The sequence below is a fragment of the Pseudooceanicola nanhaiensis genome, from assembly GCF_020171315.1.
Taxonomy (GTDB): domain Bacteria; phylum Pseudomonadota; class Alphaproteobacteria; order Rhodobacterales; family Rhodobacteraceae; genus Pseudooceanicola; species Pseudooceanicola nanhaiensis_A.
Genome location: NZ_JAIUZP010000001.1, coordinates 48749 through 66970, shown reverse-complemented (window position 1 = coordinate 66970; position 18222 = coordinate 48749). Strand labels below are relative to the sequence as shown.

Below are 18222 nucleotides of genomic sequence, written 5' to 3'. Positions count from 1 at the left end.
CCTGCCCCTCCGGCCGGACCGTCAGCCCGTGCCGAAGGCCGCCTCCGCCTGTGGCGGCATCATGCGGGCCAGCATCTCCTCGGCCCGGTGACAGCGCACGTCGCGCCCCGCAACGGGCCGCAGGTCCGGGGCCTCGACCTTGCAGCGGTCGATTGTCTGCGGACACCGCGTGTGGAAGCGGCACCCCGAGGGCGGGCTGATCGGGCTTGGCACATCGCCTTCCAGCAGTTCAACCTCCTCTCCCTCCGGGCGGCCGATCCGCGGGGCGGCGTCAAAGAGGCTCTGCGCGTAGGGATGCAGGAACCCCTGATCGAAGATCGCGGCATCGCCGCTTTCGACGACCTGCCCGAGGTACATCACCGCCACCTTGTGGGCGATGTGCCGTACGAGAGCGAGGTCGTGGGAGATGAAGAGATAGGCCACCCCGTGATCGCGCTGGAGCCGAACCAGAAGGTTCATCACCTGCGCCTGCACCGACACGTCCAGCGCCGAGACCGGCTCGTCGCAGACGATCAGCCGGGGGTTCACGGCAAGCGCCCGCGCGATGGAAACCCGCTGCCGCTGGCCGCCGGATAGCTCGTGCGGATAGCGGTCGGCGTAATCCGCGGCGAGGCCCACCTGCTCCAGCAGCTCGCGCACCCGCTCGGCGCGCTGCGCCCGGGGCACCAGCTTGTGCAGCCGCAGGCCGTCGCCGATGATCTCGCCGATGCGGCGGCGCGGGTTCACGCTGGAATAGGGATCCTGAAAGACCATCTGGATGCTGCGACGAAACCGCATCGGATCGGCGGTCAGCATATCGGCGCTGTCGGTGCCTTCGACCTCGACCTTGCCCGATGTGGCAGTGTCCAGACCGGCCACGCACCGCGCCAGCGACGACTTCCCGCAGCCCGACTCCCCGACGATCGCCAGCGTCTCGCCCGGGGCGATCTCCAGATCGACACCATCCACCGCCCGCACGATGGCGGAGGAGCCGAAGCCGCGCGACACCGGGAAGTGACGGACCAGCTTGTGTACTTTCAGCAGTGTCATGCGGGCTGCCCTTCCTCGGCTCGAATACATGCGGCGACCTGACCGGGGCCGGTGGAGCGGATCGCCGGCACGGCGGCGCGGCAGGCCGCAATCGCACGGGCGCAGCGCGGCTCGAAGGCGCAGCCGGGCGGGCGCTGGTGCGGCGGCGGCACGACGCCCGGGATCTCGGTCAGGAAGCCGTCGCGGCCTTCCTTGCGCGCGGCGCGCAGCAGGCCCTCGGTGTAGGGGTGGCTGGGCTGCGACAGGATGCGCCGGACCGGCCCCTCCTCCACCTTGCGCCCGGCGTACATGACGATGACGCGATCCGCGGTTTCCCAGACCACGCCAAGGTCATGGGTGATCAGCAGCACGGCCATGCCCAGCGACTTCTGCAAGCCGCTGATCAGGCGCAGCACCTGTGCCTGCACCGTGACGTCCAGCGCGGTGGTCGGTTCATCCGCGATCAGCAGCCGGGGCGAACAGGCAAGGGCAATGGCGATCATCACCCGCTGCCGCATCCCCCCGGACAGGTTGTGCGGATACTGCGCCAGCCGCTGCTCGGGGGCCGAGACCTTGACCAGTTCCAGCAGTTCGATGGCCCGCGCCTCGGCCGCACGGGCATCCAGCCCCATGTGGGTGCGCAGAGGCTCGCAGATCTGGCGCCCGATGGTGAAGACCGGGTTCAGCGAGGTGGAGGGATCCTGAAAGATCATGCCCACGTCCGGCCCGCGCATCCGCGCCAGCTTGCGGTCGGGCATGTTCAGCATCTCCTGTCCCTCGAAGCGCACGCTGCCCGACACGACAGGGCGGCTCGACCGCGAGAGAAGGCCCGGGATGGACAGCGCCGCGGTGCTCTTGCCGGAGCCGGATTCGCCCACGATGGCCAGCGTCTCGCCGGGGGCGATGTGGAAATCGAGGTCCTCGACCGCAGGCAGCACGCCGCGCTTGCCCGGGAAGCCGACACAGAGGGATTTGACGGTAAGCAGGGAAGTCATCGTTGGCGCATCCGGGGATTGAGGGCATCGTTGAGCCCCTCGCCGACGAGGTTGATGGCGAGGACGGCAAGCACGATCATCACGCCGGGGATGGCAGCCATCCACCAGGCGCTGCGCAGCACGGTGCGCCCGACCCCGATCATGTAGCCCCAGGACACGATGTCAGGGTCGCTGAGACCGAGGAAGGACAGCCCGGCCTCGGTCAGGATGGCGCTGGCCACCATGAGCGAGGAGACGACGATGATCGGCGCCATGACGTTCGGCAGGATCTGGCGGCCCATGATCTCCATGTGCGACATGCCGAGGCCACGGCAGGCGTGGACGTATTCGCGGCTGGCATGCGAGGCGAATTCGCTGCGCACGAGGCGCGCCACCGAGGGCCAGGAGACGAAGGCGATGGCCAGCGTGATCACCTCGATCGTCGAGGTGAAGACCGACACGATGACCAGCAGCAGCACGAAGTTCGGCACGGTCAGGAAGAAATCCGTGATCCGCATCAGCGTATCGTCGATCAGCCCGCCGAAGTAGCCCGAGAGCGCGCCGATGACGATGCCGATCAGCGTGGCCCCGAGGCTGGCGGCAAGGCCGACGATCAGGCTGACCCGCGCGCCGTTGAGAATGCCTGCGAGGATATCGCGGCCCGAGACATCGGTGCCCAGCGGGAACCGGGCCGAGGGCAGCTGCGCCGGGCGGCCCAGCATCTCGAACGGGTCGACGGTATAGACGATCGGGCCGAAGATGGCGGCCACGACGATGATGAAAAGCAGCACGGCCCCGAGGGCGGTGGTCCAGCTGGAAAACAGCCGGCGCAGGAAATCCGAGGAACGGGACATCAGGGCCTCACTTGTGGACGATGCGCGGGTCGAGCAGCCCGCAGACGAGGTCGATGCAGAGCGAGACCACGATCACGAGCACGGAGGACACGACGAGGATCCCCATCAGCGTGTTGGTGTCGCGCTCCAGCAGGGATTCGTAGACGAGCCGCCCCAGCCCGGGCCAGCCGAAGACCGTTTCGATCAGGACGGACCCGCCGAGGGCGTGGCCGATCTGGACACCGGCCAGCGTGACCACGGGCAGCAGCGCGTTGCGCGCCGCGTGGCTGTAGGCGATCTTCTTCTCGCTCGCGCCCCGGGCACGGGCGGCGGTGATATAGTCCAGGTCCAGCACCTCCAGCATGGAGGAGCGCATCAGCCGCATGTAGACGGCGATATAGAACATGGCCATCGTCACCGCCGGCAGGATCAGGTGGACGAAGACGTCCCAGACCCGGCCAAGGAAACTGAAATCCCCGCCGATCGTCGCGATGTTGCCCGAGGGCAGAAGCCCGAGATGCACCGAGAAGAAGACGATCATCATCAGCGCCAGCCAGAAATGCGGCGTGGAATAGAGCAACAGGGAGATGATGCTCATCACCCGGTCGAGCAGGCTGCCGTAGCGGGTCGAGGACAGGATGCCGAGGAGGATCCCCGCCAGCACCGCAAGCGCCAGCGAGGTCACCATCAGCAGCAGGGTCGCCGGAACCCGTGACATCACGAGGTCCAGCACGGGCATGCCCCGCACGTAGGACTGCCCCAGATCAAGGGTCAGCACCCCGCCCATGTAGCTGAAGAACTGCACGATCATCGGCCGGTCGAGGCCAAGGGATTCACGCAGGGCCTGCACCTCCTCGGCGCTGGCGCCGCCATTGTTGGCCGAGATCACGTCGGCCGCGTCGCCCGGCGCGAGGCTGAGCAGGAGGAAGTTCAGCGCGGCGATCGCGATGACCACCGGGATGATCTGCAGGACACGCCGGAACATGAACTGCAGGAAGGGCGGGATGCTGAAGGCCATTCCGGATTACTCCTCTTTGTAGACCTTGGCCCAGTTGTCGTAGAACGAGATCCCGTTGGTGATCAGGCCGTGCACCTTGGCGTTCCAGACCGAAACGCGGGGGATCTCCAGCAGGTAGACGACGGGCATATCGTCCACGAGGATCTCCTGAACCTCGTCGAAGATCGCCTTGCGGGCCTCGCGGGTCGGGGCCACTGCGCCCTCGTCGAACAGGCGGTCCACCTCGGGGTTCGAGTAGGCGCCGGCGTTCTCGAAGGTCGCGCCGACCTTGATGTTCTTGGTGTGGAAGCGCCGCCCCGTGCCGATCGTCGGATCGTTCCGGTTGTCGGTCGAGGTGCTGGTGATGCCGTAGTTGTAGTCGGTGAAGACCGACTTCAGCCAACCGGCGTAGTCCGAGGTTTCGATCTTGGCCTCGATCCCCACCTTGCCCAGTTGCTGGCGCACGTATTCGGCAAGGCGGATGAACTTCTCACCGTTGGGCAGTGCGCGTTGCGTGATGGTGAAGCGGTGGCCGTTCGCATCAGCGGGATAACCGGCCTCGTCCAGCAGCGCCGCCGCCTTCTCGAGGTCGAACTCCAGCTCGGGCAGTTTCTCGTTGAAGAACGGGTTGGTCGAGACGAGCGGACCACGTGCCGGAACGCCATAGCCATACCAGATCACGTCGCGGATGGTTTCGCGGTCCAGCGACAGGCTGATCGCCTTGCGGACCATCGGATCGGAGAGCGGCTCTTCGCGGTTGTTCACGTCAAGCCAGATGATCCCGCCCAGACCTTCGTCGCCGCGCATACTGACTTCGAGGCTGTCCATGTCTTCGAAGCGCGCGATATCGCTGTCGAGCACCGAGTTCATCGGCAGCAGGTCGATCTCGCCGTTTTCAAGCGCGATGCCGCGGGCCACCCCGTCGGGGATCGAGCGCATCACGATGTTGTCGAGGCAGGGCAGGCCCGCCTGCCAGTAATCCGGGTTGCGGGTCAGGGTGATGTGATCGCCATGCACCCATTCCTTGAACTTGAACGGGCCGGTGCCGATCGGCTCGGAGGTGAGCGAGGAGTTGATCAGCGCCTGCCGGTCCGAGACGTCCAGCGTCTCGAGGATATGCTTGGGCAGCATCGGCGCCGAGGTCATCTGGAACCCCTGCATGAAGTATTCCACCGGCGACGCGAGGGTGAAGATCACCGTCAGCGGGTCGGGCGTCTCGATGGAGGTGACGTTGCCGAAGAAGATCTTGCCGCGCGAGTGGTAGGGCCGGATCGCGTTCTCGATGCCGAATTTCACGTCGGCGCTGGTGAAGGGTTCCCCGTCGTGCCACTTCACGCCGTCGCGCAGGTGGAAGGTGTAGACGGTGCCATCCTCCGAGATGTCCCAGCTTTCGGCCAGGCCCGGAACGGGCGTCATCTCAGGCCCCTCGTAGGACACCAGCCCCTCGTAGATCTTGCCCGCCATGAGCGAGACCGTGACGGCCGTGGTGCGCAGCGTCGACAGCGCGACCGGCTCGGCGGTGTAGCTGAAGGTGAGCGTGCCGCCCTTGGTCGGGCAGGCATCCTGCGCCTGCGCCGCGGTTGTGGCGATGAGGGCAAGCGTCGCGGCCGCCCCGAGGTAACGTGCAGATTTCATCTTTCTGTCCCCATGGATGAACCGGCCGTGCTGGACGGGTGACCGGCGAAGGTTTCGGTGAACGACTTCCCAGCCGCCGGCCCCTGCCCGGTTCAGGCGGCCAGGGGTCGGCGATGCCTCGACGCTAGGCATGCGAGTCGTTTTCTGTCAATGCATGATGTCTGATGCATCAAATATCTTTACGCGGTTGCCCCCGATTGGGCTAAGAGGTAATCACAGCACTTCTCGCGACGGCCCCGATCGGGACCGCGCGGCCAAATTCCGGGAAAAGGCACGCAAAAGCGGACAGCCCCGGCAGGATTGGATAAGCTGCCGAGGTTGCAGGCGGAGAGAACGGAGGAACGGACAGTGCGGTTCGAGCATCAGACGCTGAATGAAAGAGCCTACCACGAGATCCGCCGCCAGCTGGTCAGCGGCGCGGTGAAGCCCGGCCAACCTCTGGTGATCCGGACATTGGCTGCCGATTTCGGCATCTCCGTCACGCCGGTGCGCGATGCGATGCTGCGACTGGTGGCTGAACGGCTCCTCGTCATGATGCCGAATCGAACCTTCGCCGTGCCCGTCCTAACACAGGCCCTGCTGCGCGAAGCGTCAGAAATCCGTGTATTGATGGAGGGTTTGGCCACGCGCAAGGCCACGCCAAACCTGAAACTTTCCCATCTTCACCGTTTGCAGGGCCTAGTCCTGGAAGGCACCGAAGCGGCCGAGGCAGGCGACAGCCCCGCCTACACGCGGATCAATCAGGAGTTCCACTTCACGATCTACGAACAGGCGCAGGCCCCGATCCTGCTGCAGAAGATCACCGAACTCTGGAGCCAGGTTGGCCCCTACTTCAGCCAGCTGCTCGTCGATGGCGATTACGTCCCCCATGCGAACGAGCCGCATCAACGCATCGTCGAAGCCCTGCAGGCCCGCGACGCGGATCTGGCCAGCAAGGAGATCGCCCGGGACATCGAATCGGCGACTCACTCCCTCGTCCAGCACTTCCCCGAACAGGAAGGACTCGCGGCGGCGTTCTGACGCCGCCCCCCACGAAACAGCGTCCGCCGGGCCGCAAAAAATTTTGCAGGATTGCCTGATGCATCAAATATCGCATATTGAGCGATGAGCAGGAGATTCGACATGGCGCAAGTGAAGACCGACCCCGACCTCATCCCCGGCGGCTCGCAGTTCGTCGCGGCCCCCCCGCGCCTTGAGGAAAGCGATGCCGCCGCGATCGCGGAGCATCACTTCGGCCTGACGGGGCAATGCAGCCTTCTGACCAGCGAGCGGGACCAGAACTTCCGCCTCTCCTGCGCGGACGGCAGCAGCTACGTTCTGAAGATCACCAACCCGGCCGAGGCCGAAGAGATCACCCGCGCGCAGGTCGCGACGCTGGAACATATTGCCCGGCGCGACCCGGGGCTGCCGGTGCCGCGCACGGTACCCACGCGGGATGGGGAATTCGCGGCCTCTATCAAGCTGCCCGGCGGCGGGGTGACCCGGGCCCGGATCATGACCTATCTGCCCGGTCAGCAACTGCGCCACGCGGTCCAGTCCCGTGCCCTGCGCTGCAACATCGCGCGCATGGCGGCCCGTCTCGACCGCGCCCTCTCGGACCTGCCGCACCCCGGCGTCGCGCAGGACATCCTGTGGGACATCAGCGAAACCCACCGCGTCCGTCCCCTTCTGAGTCGGATCGCCGGCGATGAGCGACGGGCGCTCGCGGGCGTCTTCCTCGACCGGTTCTGCGACCACGTGCTGCCGCAACTGCACGGGCTGCGTCGGCAGTTCATCCACAACGACCTGAACCCCTACAACATCGTCGTCGACCCCACCCGGCCGGAACACCCCAGCGGGTTTCTGGATTTCGGCGACATGGTGGAGGCACCGCTGATCAACGAACTGGCCGTTGCCGCCGCCTACGAGGACTACGCACAGCCCGACTGGGCCGAGACGCTGGCGGCGGTGATCTCTGCCTACCACGAGATCACCCCGCTGACCGAGGCGGAGCTGGCCCTGCTGCCCGACCTGATCGCGGCACGGCAGGTCCTGACCGTGTCGATCACCGAATGGCGCGCCGCCCGCTACCCCGAGAACCGCGACTATATCCTGCGCAACAACGCGGGCGCCTGGACCTCCCTTGCCGCCCTGCGCGGCATGGCAGACGGCCAGTTGCGCGACATGGTCCTGACCGCCGTGGAGGCCCGCGCATGACCCTCGCGATGCAGGCCCCCGGGGCCATGGCCAACGGGTTCGACGCCGCCACGGCGGGCGACCTGCCGGATGAGATGCAGCAGCTGATCGCCCGGCGTGCCCGGGTGCTGGGCCCGGCCTACAGGCTCTTCTACCGCGAACCGCTGCACATCGTGCGCGGCAAGGGCGTCTGGCTGGAGGATGCGCAGGGACGGCGTTACCTCGATCTCTACAACAACGTCGCCTCGGTCGGTCACGCCCATCCGGCGGTGCTGGATGCGATCGACCGTCAGGCGCGGCAGCTGAACACCCACACCCGCTACCTGCACGAGACGATTCTCGACTGCGCCGAGGCGATCCTCGGCACCATGCCCGAGGCGCTCGCCAATATCATGTTCACCTGCACCGGCAGCGAGGCGAACGACCTTGCCCTGCGGGTCGCATGGCACCGTACGGGGGCGAAGGGCGTCATCGTCACCACCAACGCTTACCACGGCGTGACCTCGGTGGTGTCCGAGATCTCGCCCTCCCTCGGGGCGGGCGTGCCCCGGGGTGATCACGTGCGGATCGTGCCCGCGCCGCAGGGCGCAGGCGACGTGGGCGCCGCCTTCGCGGCAGGTGTCGAGGCCGCCATCGCGGACCTTCAGGCCAGCGGTCACGGCGTCGCCGCGCTGATCTGCGACACGATCTTTTCCAGCGACGGCGTCTATGCCGATCCCCCCGGCTTCCTTGCCGATGCGGTGGCGGCGGTCCGTGCCGCGGGCGGGCTTTTCATCGCGGACGAGGTGCAGCCCGGATTTGCCCGCACCGGCGCTGCCATGTGGGGCTTCCAGCGGCACGGGCTGGTGCCGGATATCGTCACCATGGGCAAGCCGATGGGCAACGGCCAGCCCGTAGCCGCGATGGCAATCCAGCCCGACGTGCTGGCAGACTTCGGGGCCAAGGCCCGCTATTTCAACACATTCGGCGGCAGCCCCGTGGCCTGCGCCGCGGCCCTCGCCGTGCTTGGCGTGATCCGGGACGAAGGGCTGATGGAGAACTCCGCCACCCTTGGCGCCTACCTCGCCGACGGGCTGCGCGGGATTGCAAAGACCTCCGCCATCCTGGGCGATGTCCGGGGCGCCGGTCTCTTCGTCGGGGTCGACGTGGAGACGGACGGTCAGCCCGACGGCCCGCTGGCCGCGCGCCTCGTCTCGGACCTGCGCGACCGCGGCGTGCTGATCAGCGCCACCGGCCCGGACGGCAACGTGCTCAAAATTCGCCCGCCGCTCTGCATTGGCCGGGCCGAGATCGACCATTTCCTCGCGGTGATCGCACCGCTGGTGACAAGCTGAACCGGCCTCCCCTCACGGGGCCGCAACCTGACAGGAGACGCCTGATGAGTACACCCTCGACCCGCGCGCGCACCGCGAAACTCCGCGAGATGATCAACGGCGACAAGCCTCTGCCCATGGGCGGCACCTTCGACGGCGTCTCGGCCAAGCTGGCAGAGGCCGCGGGCTTCCCGATCATCTACGCCTCGGGCTTCGGCATCTCTGCCTCGCGCCTCGGGATGCCAGACGTGGGCTACCTGACCATGCCCGAGAACGTCGAGATGGTCTCGCGCATCTGCGATGCGGTCTCGGCCCCGGTCGTGGCCGATGGCGACACCTGCTATGGCAACTACATGAACGCCACCCGCCTCATCCGCGACGTGGAGAAGGCCGGCGCCTCGGGCATGCACATCGAGGACCAGATGTTCCCCAAGCGCTGCGGCCACATGGCCGGCAAGCGGCTCGGCCCGGCGAAGGAGATGTGCGACAAGATCAAGGCGATCTGCGATGCCCGCTCCGATGACAACTTCGTCCTGATCGCGCGCACCGATGCCATCGCCACTGACGGATTCGAGGCCGCCTGCGAACGCGCCCACATGTATGTCGAGGCCGGTGCCGACGTGATCTTTATCGAAGCCCCGGTGGACGACTGGCAGATGAACGAGATCCCGCGCCGCTTCGACGTGCCGCTGATGTACAACGCCAGCTGGGACGGCCTGTCGCCGGTGCCGCAGTTGGAGGACCTGTCCAAGCTCGGCTACCGCATCCTCTCCTACCCGGATTCGATCATGGCCGCGGCGGGCGGGCTGGCGCATATGTACCGGTCGATCCTGCAGGGCGGAAATTATCCCGACGACGGGATGATGATGCGCTTCGGCGCCTTCAACACCATGATCGGCCTGCCCGAGGTGGACGCCCTGAACGACAAGTACGAACTGCCGGACTGAGCGGACGGGGGCGCAGCATGGGACAGACGATCATCGAGAAGATCCTTGCCCGCGCCGCCGGGCGGGACAGCGTGACACCGGGGGACATCGTCGACGTGGCGGTGGACCTCGCGGTGCTCATCGACACCAACTTCTACCCCGCCGCCTGGCGCGAGGTGCTGAAGGTCGCCGCCCCCGAGAAGGTGGCCGTGATCTTTGACCACCGCACCCCCGCCCCCGACAACCGCGCCGCCGAGGCGCACCGCGTCGGCCGCGCCTTCGTCGAGACATACGGCATCGAACGGGTTCATGACGTGGGGCGCGACATGGGCATCGCTCATGCTGTCATCGCCGAACGGGGCTATGGCCTGCCGGGCTCCGTCCTCGTATGCGACGACAGCCACACCTGCGCCGCCGGGGCCTTCAACTGCGCCGCCATGGGCGTGGGCGAGCCGGACATGATCCAGTCTGTCACCACCGGGCGGACGTGGTTCCGCGTGGCCCCGACGATCCGCTACGAGCTGACCGGCATCCTGCCCGAAGGCGTGGCCGCCAAGGACCTCTTCCTCTGGATTGCCGGGCTCTACGGCGCGCACACCGGCCATAACATCGAGGTCGGCGGGCCCGGCCTTGCCTCCCTCGGGATGGACGCGCGACGGACCTTCGCCACCATGGCCGCCGAACTGGGCAGCGATTTCTGCACCTTCGAGGCGGATCAGCGGCTGCTCGACTTCATGCGCGCGCGAACCGACCGGCCCTTCACCCCGCAAAGCCCCGACCCCGACGCCACCTATGCCGAGCTGCGCCGGATCGACCTTGGCGCGGTGCGTCCGCGGGTCGCCCTGCCCCATTCCATCCTCGGCAATACCGCGTCGCTTCAGGAGGCCGTGGGAGAGCCGATCCAGCAGGCCTTCATCGGGTCCTGCGCCAATGGCACGCTCGACGATCTGCGCATGGCGGCAGAGGTGCTGGAGGGCCGGCTGGTTGCCCCGGGCGTCCGGCTGATCGTCACGCCAAGCTCGCAGGCCGTCTACCGCGAGGCGCTGCGCCTTGGCTACATCGCGACGCTGATGGAGGCGGGCGCAGTGGTGACCAATGCCACCTGCGGTGCCTGCTGCGGCGCGCACATGGGCCTTCTCAGCGCGGGCGAGACCTGCATCACCTCCTCCACCCGCAACTTCCGGGGCCGCATGGGCGACCCGTCGGCGCGGATCTTCATGGCCTCCTCCGCCGTGGTTGCCGCCTCGGCGGTGGCCGGGCGGATCGCGGGCGTCCCTGTTCCGAACGCGGAGGCAACGGCATGATCACCGGGCGCGTCTGGTCCTTCGGGGACCACATCAACACCGATCTCATCATGCCGGGCTGGGTCTACGACCAATCCGAGGAGGCCCAGACCAAGGCCACCTTCAGCGCGGTGCGGCCGGGGTTTGCCGATGCCTTCACGCCGGGCGACATCATCACCGGCGGGCTGAACTTCGGCACCGGCTCCAGCCGCCCGGCGGCGCGCTCGCTGCGCAACCTCGGCTGCGCCTGCCTGCTCGCTGACAGCATCAACGGGATCTTCCTGCGCAACTGCGTCAGCTTCGGCCTGCTGGCGGTGGAATGCCCCGGCATCGGCGCGCTCGCCCAGGAAGGGATGGACCTGTCGGTGGACCTTGAAACCTGGCAGGCAGGGCCAGCCGAAGGGGGCAATCGCCTCGCGATCCGGCCCGTGCCCGAGAGCCTTCTGAAGATCATGCAGGGCGGGGGTATCTTCCCGGTCCTCGAACGCTCCGGCCACATCGCACCGGCGGGCTGAGAGAAAGATCACCGGGCCTGTCGCGCCCGCGCGGCCCCGCCCGGGATCCTCGCCCGAGCAAGCCCGTAGGCGAACACCGCGCCGGGATCGGCGCGGTGATGCCTGTCGTGACTACCCGGTGATCGTCTTCACCGGGGTCCGGGGCTTGCGGCCAGATGGCCAGTAGGCCCGCCCCGCGCCCGCTGCTAGAAAGAGGGGACCCCATGCGCCCCCGCATGGGACAGGCGACCGCTTGGGACTGATCCGAATGCTGCATCCGAAGACCTCCGGCGCCGGCAGGGCGCCCCGCCCCGCTGCGACGCACGCCGCGACCGGCCCGGCCCGGCAGGCCCTGGGCGCATGATGCCGGACACCGCGACCCTCCGCCAGCAGGTCTACCTGCTGCTAGAAGACCCCCGGCGCGGCTCGAAACTGGCGCGCCTGATCGACTTCTCCCTGATCGCGCTGATCATCGCGAACGTCCTCGCCGTGACGCTGGAGACGATCCCCGGCTTCTACAGCGCGCATCACGCGACCTTCGGAACCTTCGACACGATCTCGGTGGCGATCTTCTCGGCCGAATACCTGCTGCGGGTCTGGGCCAGCGTCGAGAAAACCCCGACCCATCCGCACTGGCAGGCGCGGCTGGCGTACATGCGCAGCCCGCTGGCCCTGATCGACCTCGCGGCGATCCTGCCCTTCTTCCTCGGGCTGCTGTTTTCCTCGAACCTGCAGATCCTGCGCATCCTGCGCCTGTTCCGGATATACAAGCTCACCCGCTACTCACCCGCCCTGTCCGTGCTGTTCACGGTCATCCGGGAAGAGGCCGCAGCCCTGACCGCGGCCTTCTCGATCCTGTCCATCCTGCTCGTCTTCGCGGCCACCGGCGCCTACCTCGTCGAGCATCAGGCCCAGCCCGAGGATTTCGGCTCGATCCCTGCGGCGATGTGGTGGGCGCTGGTGACGCTGACGACCGTCGGCTACGGGGATGTCACGCCGATCACGCCGCTGGGGCGCATCTTTGGCGGGCTGATCACCGTGCTGGGCGTCGGCATGGCCGCCCTGCCCGCCGGTATCATCGCCAGCGGGCTGGCCTACCACCTGCATAGGCGCCGGGATCACCTGCGCAACGAATTCCGGCTGGCGCTTGAGGACGGCAAGATTGACCTCGGCGAAGGGCGTCAGATCGAACTGCTGCGCCGCGAGCTTGGTATCAGCCGCGACATTGCCCACACGATCCTGTCAGAGGTGCGCCTGCGGCAGATGCCGCAGCCGGGCTGTCGCTGCCCGGCCTGCGGCCATATCTTCGATCCCGAGGAAGAGACGCAGCCCCCCGCCCCGCATCCGCACCCCAAGGGGCTCTGACCCGGTCAGAGCCCCTCGGCGAAGGCCACGATCCGCGTCACGGCCTCCGAGAGGTCCGCATCGGGCAGCGTCAGGGCGACGCGCAGATGCCCGGCCGCAGCGGCGCCGAAGCTCTCGCCCGGCATGACCGCGATGCGCTCTTCCTCGATCAGGCGGCGGGCAAAGGCCTCGCCCGAGATCCCGGTCTCGCGGATGTCGAGCATCACGTACATCGCCCCGGCCGCAGGCGCGGTGCTGACCTTGTCGCTGCCCGCGACGGCGGCCTGCACCAGTGCCCGGCGACGCCGGAACGGCGCGGCGATCTCCTCCTCGAAGTCGGGCCCGAGCTCCAGCGCGGCAAGGGCACCCTTCTGGATGTAGGGCACCACGCCGTAGGTCGTGTTCGTCGCCAGCACGGTGGCCGCCTCGACCACCTCATCCGGCGCGACGATCCAGCCGAGGCGCGAGCCGGTCATGGCATGGCTCTTGGACATCGAGCCGATGACCACGGTGCGCTCTTCCATCCCCGGCAGCGCCCGGGGCGTGTGATGCGCGCCTTCCCAGATCTGGGTGTCATAGACCTCGTCGGAGATCAGCCAGAGGTTCGCCTCGCGGCACGCGTCCGCGATCCCGGCGACGGTCTCGGGGGTGTAGACGACCCCGGTGGGGTTGTTCGGCGTGTTGATCAGCAGGCTGCGTGCGCCGGTACGGGCCTGCGCTTCGAGGATCGCCTCCGCTTTGGGCTGGAAGCCTGCCTCGGCACTAGCCGCGACCGAGACGGCCTCGGCCCCGGTGGCGAGGATCGTTGTCGGATAGGTCGGGTAGTGCGGCGTGATGTAGAGCCCGGTATCGCCCTGCGACAGCAGCACCATATGGGCCGCAAAGAGCGCCGCCTGCCCGCCCGGCGTGACGATCACGCTTTCGGGGCGGGTGGCGACGCCGGTCCGCTCGGTCACCCGGGCGGCGATGGCCCGGCGCAGCTCCGGCAGACCCGGCCCGAAGGTATAGCCCGTGAGACCGCCCATGGCGGCCTCGTGCATCGCGGTCAGGACGCGCGGATCGGTCGTACGGTCCGGCTCTCCGATCGTCAGGTTCAGGACGTGCTCTCCGGCCGCGACGAGGGCGCGGGCGCGGTAGACAATTTCCCAGCCGTCACTGCCGGCAGCCTTGATACGGGGAATGCGAGGACCGATTTGCATGGAAACTCCGAATTGTCGGCGCGGGGGCCGGAAAACACGCGGGATCAGCCGATGGGGGCCACCCGGAACCGGGATCGGCTTCGCATATTTTGCGGGGCCGGAGAATACCTCGGGCCATGCAATTGTGTCATGCAAGACATCCCGGAGCGTTATCCTGCCGACCGGTCCGCCCCTGGCCTGCCTCGCCCCCACGCGCCGGGCCGGATACCCCCCTCCGCATCGCGGCGCGGCCACTTTTCCTCCGCGCGAACTTGTGATCATCTGGGCCTGACATGCTGATGCCGGCGCGCCCCGCAGGAGGGCCCCAAGACCGGCAAAGAGGGGGCACAATGGGCACTACGATCTACCTTGCATCCATCTCCGTCGTCGCGGCCGCCGTGCTCGCGGCCTGCACCGAGGCGCGGATGCCCGACCGCCGGGATGGCGCCGCCTTCTTCGCGGCGAACTGCGTCTCCTGCCACGGGGCGGAGGGGCGCGGCGACGGGCCGCTGGCAGCTGGCCTCGCCACCGCCCCCGCCGATCTGACGATGCTGAGCGCCGGCAACGGCGGCACCTTCCCGGAGGCCCGCGCCCTGGCCTTCATCTACGGCGATCCGGTGCAGGGTCACCTGGCGCGCGTCATGCCGGAATTCGGCGGCGCGATGGCGGACGACCTCGTCCCGGTCGAGATCGACGGCGTGCTGACCCCGACCCCGCGCGAACTGGCCGGGCTCCTCGACTACCTCGAGAGCATCCAGCAGTAGGCAGCGACCGGCCCGTTACCCGCGCAGGGGGCGGGCCACGAACAGCACCTGCCCGCGCGGCAGCATGACTTTCTCACGGGACAGTTCCCACCCGCTGCAGCGGGCGAAATGCGCCACGTCGGCCTCGAGCACGTGATAGGGCGCGCGGGCATCGTGGGTCACGACACCATCCGGCTGCCGCACCGGCCCGAGGGACGCCTGAACGTCCGGGGCGAGGAAGACGGTGAAGAGGAAGCACTCCAGCCGCTCGAAGCGGTGCAGCGCGGTCAGCGCCCGGCGCAGGTGCACCATCGTCAGATGCGGGAACACGGCAAAGGCGATGGCGTGGGTGATGTCATCGGGGATGCCGGGGAACGCGAACCGCGCGTCTTCCACCAGCTGCGCCGGGTCGAGCCGCGTGGGATCGCTCAGCTCCGCCCGGTGACCGGCCAGCATGATCTCGCGCGAGGCATCGGTCGCCCAGTAGTGACCCGGCGCGAGATATTCCACCGCCTTGCACCCCAGCCGCAGCGATCCTGCGCCGATGTCCAGCAGCCGGTGATGCGGTTCCAGCCCCGCCTCGCGCAGGACCTCCATCTGGATGCGCCCCGTCTCATCCCACCGCCCGCCGACGATGGCGCGATGCTGCCCGGCGGCAATCGCCGTCTCGTAGAAGCCAGCCTTTTCGTAGGGGTTCGCGGTCACGGTCTTGATCCTGCAAGCGGGCGCACGTGGCGCGGAACGCTTCCCATGCGGCCTGACCCGGCAACGAGTCAACCGGAATTCACCGGCGCATCTCCTGTGCGCTCCTTCGCATTTCACGGCGAGGCGGAAAGACGCGGCGGCCTGCCGGGCCTTAGCCCTTGCCGCGACGCCACCGCCCCGCCTAGGCTCAAGGCAGCCCTGCCACGCGGGCAGGCACCGACGACAGGGAGATAGGAATGCGCCTGGTTCTAGCCCTCGCCTTCGCGGGCACCGCCCTCGCCGGTTGCGAGAAATGCAGCCCGAGCCCGAACGCCAACCTCAATGTCGGCATCGGCGGAGGTGGCGTGCACACCGGCGTTTCCGTCGGTCAAAGCTGCGGGCCGCTCTACGTCGGGCTGAACAAGGGCAAGTATTACCACCCGAACTGGTAAGCCCCGGCTCACCCCCCCCTGAAATGCGAAACGCCGCCTTCGGGTCGAAGGCGGCGTCTCTCATGCGTGTGTCGGATCGCCGTCAGGCCGCGGCCCCGCCGCGCCATTTCGGCAAGAGCTGCCGCAGCGCGATCGGCACCACCAGCAGCAGGCCAATGACGCTGGCCGTCAGGTTGGGCGCCACCAGCAGCAGCGCCGCGAAGACCAGCACCAGCCGCTCGAACCAGTAGAGCGGCGCGAAGAGCCAGCTCGACACCGCCGAGGCGAGGATCCAGATCCCCAGCGTTGCCCCGCTGAAGGCCAGTGCGAAGGCCTGCCAGGTGAACCCGTCGGTCACGATCAGCAGCGCTGGCTGGAAGGCAAAGACGAAGGGCACCAGCGCCTTGCCCATGCTGAGCCGGAAGGCGGTGTTGCCCGCCTTGAAGGCGTTCGCCCCGGCGATCCCCGCGCCCGCATAGGCCGCCATCGCCACAGGTGGCGTCACATCCGCCAGCACCCCGTAGTAGAAGACGAAGTAGTGCGCGACCATCTGCTGCACGCCCAGCATGCCGAGGATCGGCGCCGCCACGGCCACCATGATGATGTAATTCGCCGTGGTGGGGATGCCGCAGCCCATCAGGATGCAGACCACCGCCGTCAGGATCAGCGTGAAGAGCAGCGTAAGCGACGGCACGGTCATGACCTCAAAGGGCAGGAAGGCCAGCGTCTCGTGCAGCGAGGTGGCCCAGCCCTGCGCGATGCTGGTGACCATGTAGGCGATCTTGAAGCCGACACCCGTCAGGGTGACGACGCCGATCACCACGCCCACCAGCGCCGCTGCGGCCGTGACCGAAAGCGACTGCTTGGCGCCGAGGATGAAGCCTTCCCAGATGCCATGCGCCGTGCCCTTGAGGCCGTCCATCAGCCCGCCTGCGCGGATCTGCTGGATCGACAGCACGACGATACAGGCCGAGATCGACCAGAAGGCCGCGGCGAAGGGCGTGCGGCCCGACAGCAGCACCGCCACGAGGATCACCAGCGGCACGACCGAGAGCCAGCCCGCCTTGAGCACCTTCCACGCGTTCGGCAGCTCCGCCGCCGAGAGGCCGCGCAGGCCGAGGCGACGGGCTTCGAGGTGCACCTGCACCAGCACGCCGAAGAAGTGCATGAAGGCCGGCACCAGCGCCGCGGTCAGGATCGTGGTCAGCGGCACGCCGAGGTATTCGATCATCAGGAAGGCCACGGCCCCCATGACCGGCGGCGTGATCTGCCCGCCCGTCGAGGCGGCGGCCTCCACGGCGGCGGCGAAGTGGCGGGGATAGCCGATGCGGATCATCGCCGGGATCGTCAGCGCACCGGTGGTCACCGTATTCGCGATCGAGGAGCCCGAGATCGAGCCGAGCAGCGCCGAGGACAGGACCGAGACCTTGGCCGGGCCGCCCGCGTAGCGCCCGGCAAGCGCCGAGGCGATGTCGATGAAGAGCTGCCCGAGGCCGATCCGCGTCGCCATCACGCCGAAGAGCACGAAGTGGAACACATAGGTCGCAATCACCCCGAGCGCGGTGCCATAGATGCCCTGCGAGGTCAGGTAGAGGTGGTTGACAATGTTCGACCAGCTCGCCCCGGGATGGACGAGGATGCCCGGCATCGACTTGCCGAAGTAGGCATAGGCGATGAAGAGGATCGCGATCACCGGCAGCGGCCAGCCCATCGAACGGCGTACCGCCTCCAGCAGAACGACGATCAGAATCGTGCCCATGGCCACGTCGATCGGCAGCGGGTTCCCGACCCGGAAGGCCAGTTCGCTGTAGATCCACGGCACGTAGAGCGCGCTGACGATGCCCGCGATGGCCAGCACCCAGTCCAGCAGCGGCAGCCCGAAGGGCGAGCGCCAGCCATGGCCCATCTCCTTGCGGCCAAAGGCCGAGAAGCTGAGGAAGACGACCAGCAGCGTGACGCCGAGGTGGAACCCGCGGTGCACGGTCGCCTGCGGGATGCCGAAGCCCGCGGTGTAGAAGTGGTAGCACGAGAGCAGGAACAGGATCGCCGCGCTGATCAACGTCAGCGGCCAGACCAGGACACGGAAGCGGAGTTCGGGGTCGAACTCCTCTTCGATGGCCTGCAGTTCATCGGCGGTCAGTTCGCGGATATCGTCCACACCCGGCTTGCTGCGGTCCTCGGTCATCAGTGACGCTCCTGTGGGG

Annotated in this window: 17 protein-coding genes; 9 read left to right on the top strand and 8 right to left on the bottom strand. The window is 67.8% G+C overall.

Annotation, left to right across the window (positions count from 1 at the left end; all coding sequences use genetic code 11):
• Positions 1 to 21 precede the first annotated feature (21 nt).
• The 5 genes from LCM32_RS00300 to LCM32_RS00280 are packed head-to-tail and all read right to left on the bottom strand — an operon-like array spanning position 22 to position 5447.
• Positions 22 to 1029, bottom strand: coding sequence for an ABC transporter ATP-binding protein (locus LCM32_RS00300; protein ID WP_224819067.1), 1008 nt, complete (start codon positions 1027 to 1029; stop codon positions 22 to 24).
• Positions 1026 to 2003 carry an ABC transporter ATP-binding protein gene (locus LCM32_RS00295; RefSeq protein WP_224819066.1) on the bottom strand — a complete coding sequence of 326 codons (978 nt, stop codon included), beginning with the start codon at positions 2001 to 2003 and terminating at the stop codon, positions 1026 to 1028. Before LCM32_RS00295 ends, LCM32_RS00300 begins: the two co-directional genes overlap by 4 nt.
• Positions 2000 to 2836, bottom strand: a complete 837-nt coding sequence (locus LCM32_RS00290) for an ABC transporter permease (protein ID WP_224819065.1) — start codon at positions 2834 to 2836, stop codon at positions 2000 to 2002. The genes LCM32_RS00295 and LCM32_RS00290 overlap by 4 nt, the downstream gene beginning before the upstream one ends.
• Before the next feature lie 7 nt (positions 2837 to 2843).
• Positions 2844 to 3833, bottom strand: coding sequence for an ABC transporter permease (locus LCM32_RS00285; RefSeq protein ID WP_224819064.1), 990 nt, complete (start codon positions 3831 to 3833; stop codon positions 2844 to 2846).
• 6 nt (positions 3834 to 3839) lie between these two features.
• Positions 3840 to 5447 (bottom strand): ABC transporter substrate-binding protein, encoded by a 1608-nt coding sequence (locus LCM32_RS00280; protein ID WP_224819063.1) that lies wholly within the window; start codon positions 5445 to 5447, stop codon positions 3840 to 3842.
• Between the two features lie 348 nt (positions 5448 to 5795).
• Between LCM32_RS00280 and LCM32_RS00275 the strand changes: the two genes are divergently transcribed.
• The 7 genes from LCM32_RS00275 to LCM32_RS00245 all read left to right on the top strand — a co-directional run bounded on the left by LCM32_RS00275 (position 5796) and on the right by LCM32_RS00245 (position 13003).
• The gene (locus LCM32_RS00275) at positions 5796 to 6467 is read left to right on the top strand and encodes a GntR family transcriptional regulator (RefSeq protein WP_224819062.1); all 672 of its coding nucleotides are present in this window, start codon (positions 5796 to 5798) and stop codon (positions 6465 to 6467) included.
• Positions 6468 to 6569: 102 nt separating this feature from the next.
• On the top strand, positions 6570 to 7643 hold the full coding sequence (locus LCM32_RS00270) for a phosphotransferase (RefSeq protein ID WP_224819061.1): 1074 nt from the start codon (positions 6570 to 6572) through the stop codon (positions 7641 to 7643).
• Complete coding sequence (locus tag LCM32_RS00265) at positions 7640 to 8956, top strand: aminotransferase class III-fold pyridoxal phosphate-dependent enzyme (protein ID WP_224819060.1); 1317 nt, start codon at positions 7640 to 7642, stop codon at positions 8954 to 8956. Before LCM32_RS00270 ends, LCM32_RS00265 begins: the two co-directional genes overlap by 4 nt.
• A 44-nt stretch (positions 8957 to 9000) precedes the next feature.
• Positions 9001 to 9882, top strand: coding sequence for an isocitrate lyase/PEP mutase family protein (locus tag LCM32_RS00260; protein WP_224819059.1), 882 nt, complete (start codon positions 9001 to 9003; stop codon positions 9880 to 9882).
• 17 nt (positions 9883 to 9899) lie between these two features.
• Positions 9900 to 11165: a 3-isopropylmalate dehydratase large subunit gene (locus LCM32_RS00255; RefSeq protein WP_224819058.1), complete on the top strand. Its 1266-nt coding sequence runs from the start codon at positions 9900 to 9902 to the stop codon at positions 11163 to 11165.
• Entirely contained in the window at positions 11162 to 11659 is a 498-nt protein-coding gene (locus LCM32_RS00250; RefSeq protein ID WP_224819057.1) for a hypothetical protein, read from the top strand. The genes LCM32_RS00255 and LCM32_RS00250 overlap by 4 nt, the downstream gene beginning before the upstream one ends.
• A gap of 339 nt (positions 11660 to 11998) precedes the next feature.
• Complete coding sequence (locus LCM32_RS00245; RefSeq protein WP_224819056.1) at positions 11999 to 13003, top strand: ion transporter; 1005 nt, start codon at positions 11999 to 12001, stop codon at positions 13001 to 13003.
• Positions 13004 to 13008: 5 nt separating this feature from the next.
• On the opposite strand, the gene LCM32_RS00240 is transcribed toward LCM32_RS00245, so the two are convergent.
• A complete protein-coding gene (locus LCM32_RS00240; RefSeq protein WP_224819055.1) occupies positions 13009 to 14181 on the bottom strand; it encodes a pyridoxal phosphate-dependent aminotransferase in 1173 nt (390 codons plus the stop codon).
• 329 nt (positions 14182 to 14510) lie between these two features.
• On the opposite strand from LCM32_RS00240, the gene LCM32_RS00235 reads away from it, so the two are divergent.
• Positions 14511 to 14924, top strand: a complete 414-nt coding sequence (locus tag LCM32_RS00235; protein WP_318246162.1) for a cytochrome c — start codon at positions 14511 to 14513, stop codon at positions 14922 to 14924.
• Between the two features lie 15 nt (positions 14925 to 14939).
• Here the strand turns inward: LCM32_RS00235 and LCM32_RS00230 are convergent, their stop codons facing one another.
• Positions 14940 to 15608, bottom strand: a complete 669-nt coding sequence (locus LCM32_RS00230) for a class I SAM-dependent methyltransferase (RefSeq protein WP_224819054.1) — start codon at positions 15606 to 15608, stop codon at positions 14940 to 14942.
• Between the two features lie 236 nt (positions 15609 to 15844).
• On the opposite strand from LCM32_RS00230, the gene LCM32_RS00225 reads away from it, so the two are divergent.
• Complete coding sequence (locus tag LCM32_RS00225; protein WP_224819053.1) at positions 15845 to 16039, top strand: hypothetical protein; 195 nt, start codon at positions 15845 to 15847, stop codon at positions 16037 to 16039.
• Between the two features lie 82 nt (positions 16040 to 16121).
• On the opposite strand, the gene LCM32_RS00220 is transcribed toward LCM32_RS00225, so the two are convergent.
• Positions 16122 to 18203 (bottom strand): TRAP transporter permease, encoded by a 2082-nt coding sequence (locus LCM32_RS00220; protein ID WP_224819052.1) that lies wholly within the window; start codon positions 18201 to 18203, stop codon positions 16122 to 16124.
• Between the last annotated feature and the right edge of the window lie 19 nt (positions 18204 to 18222).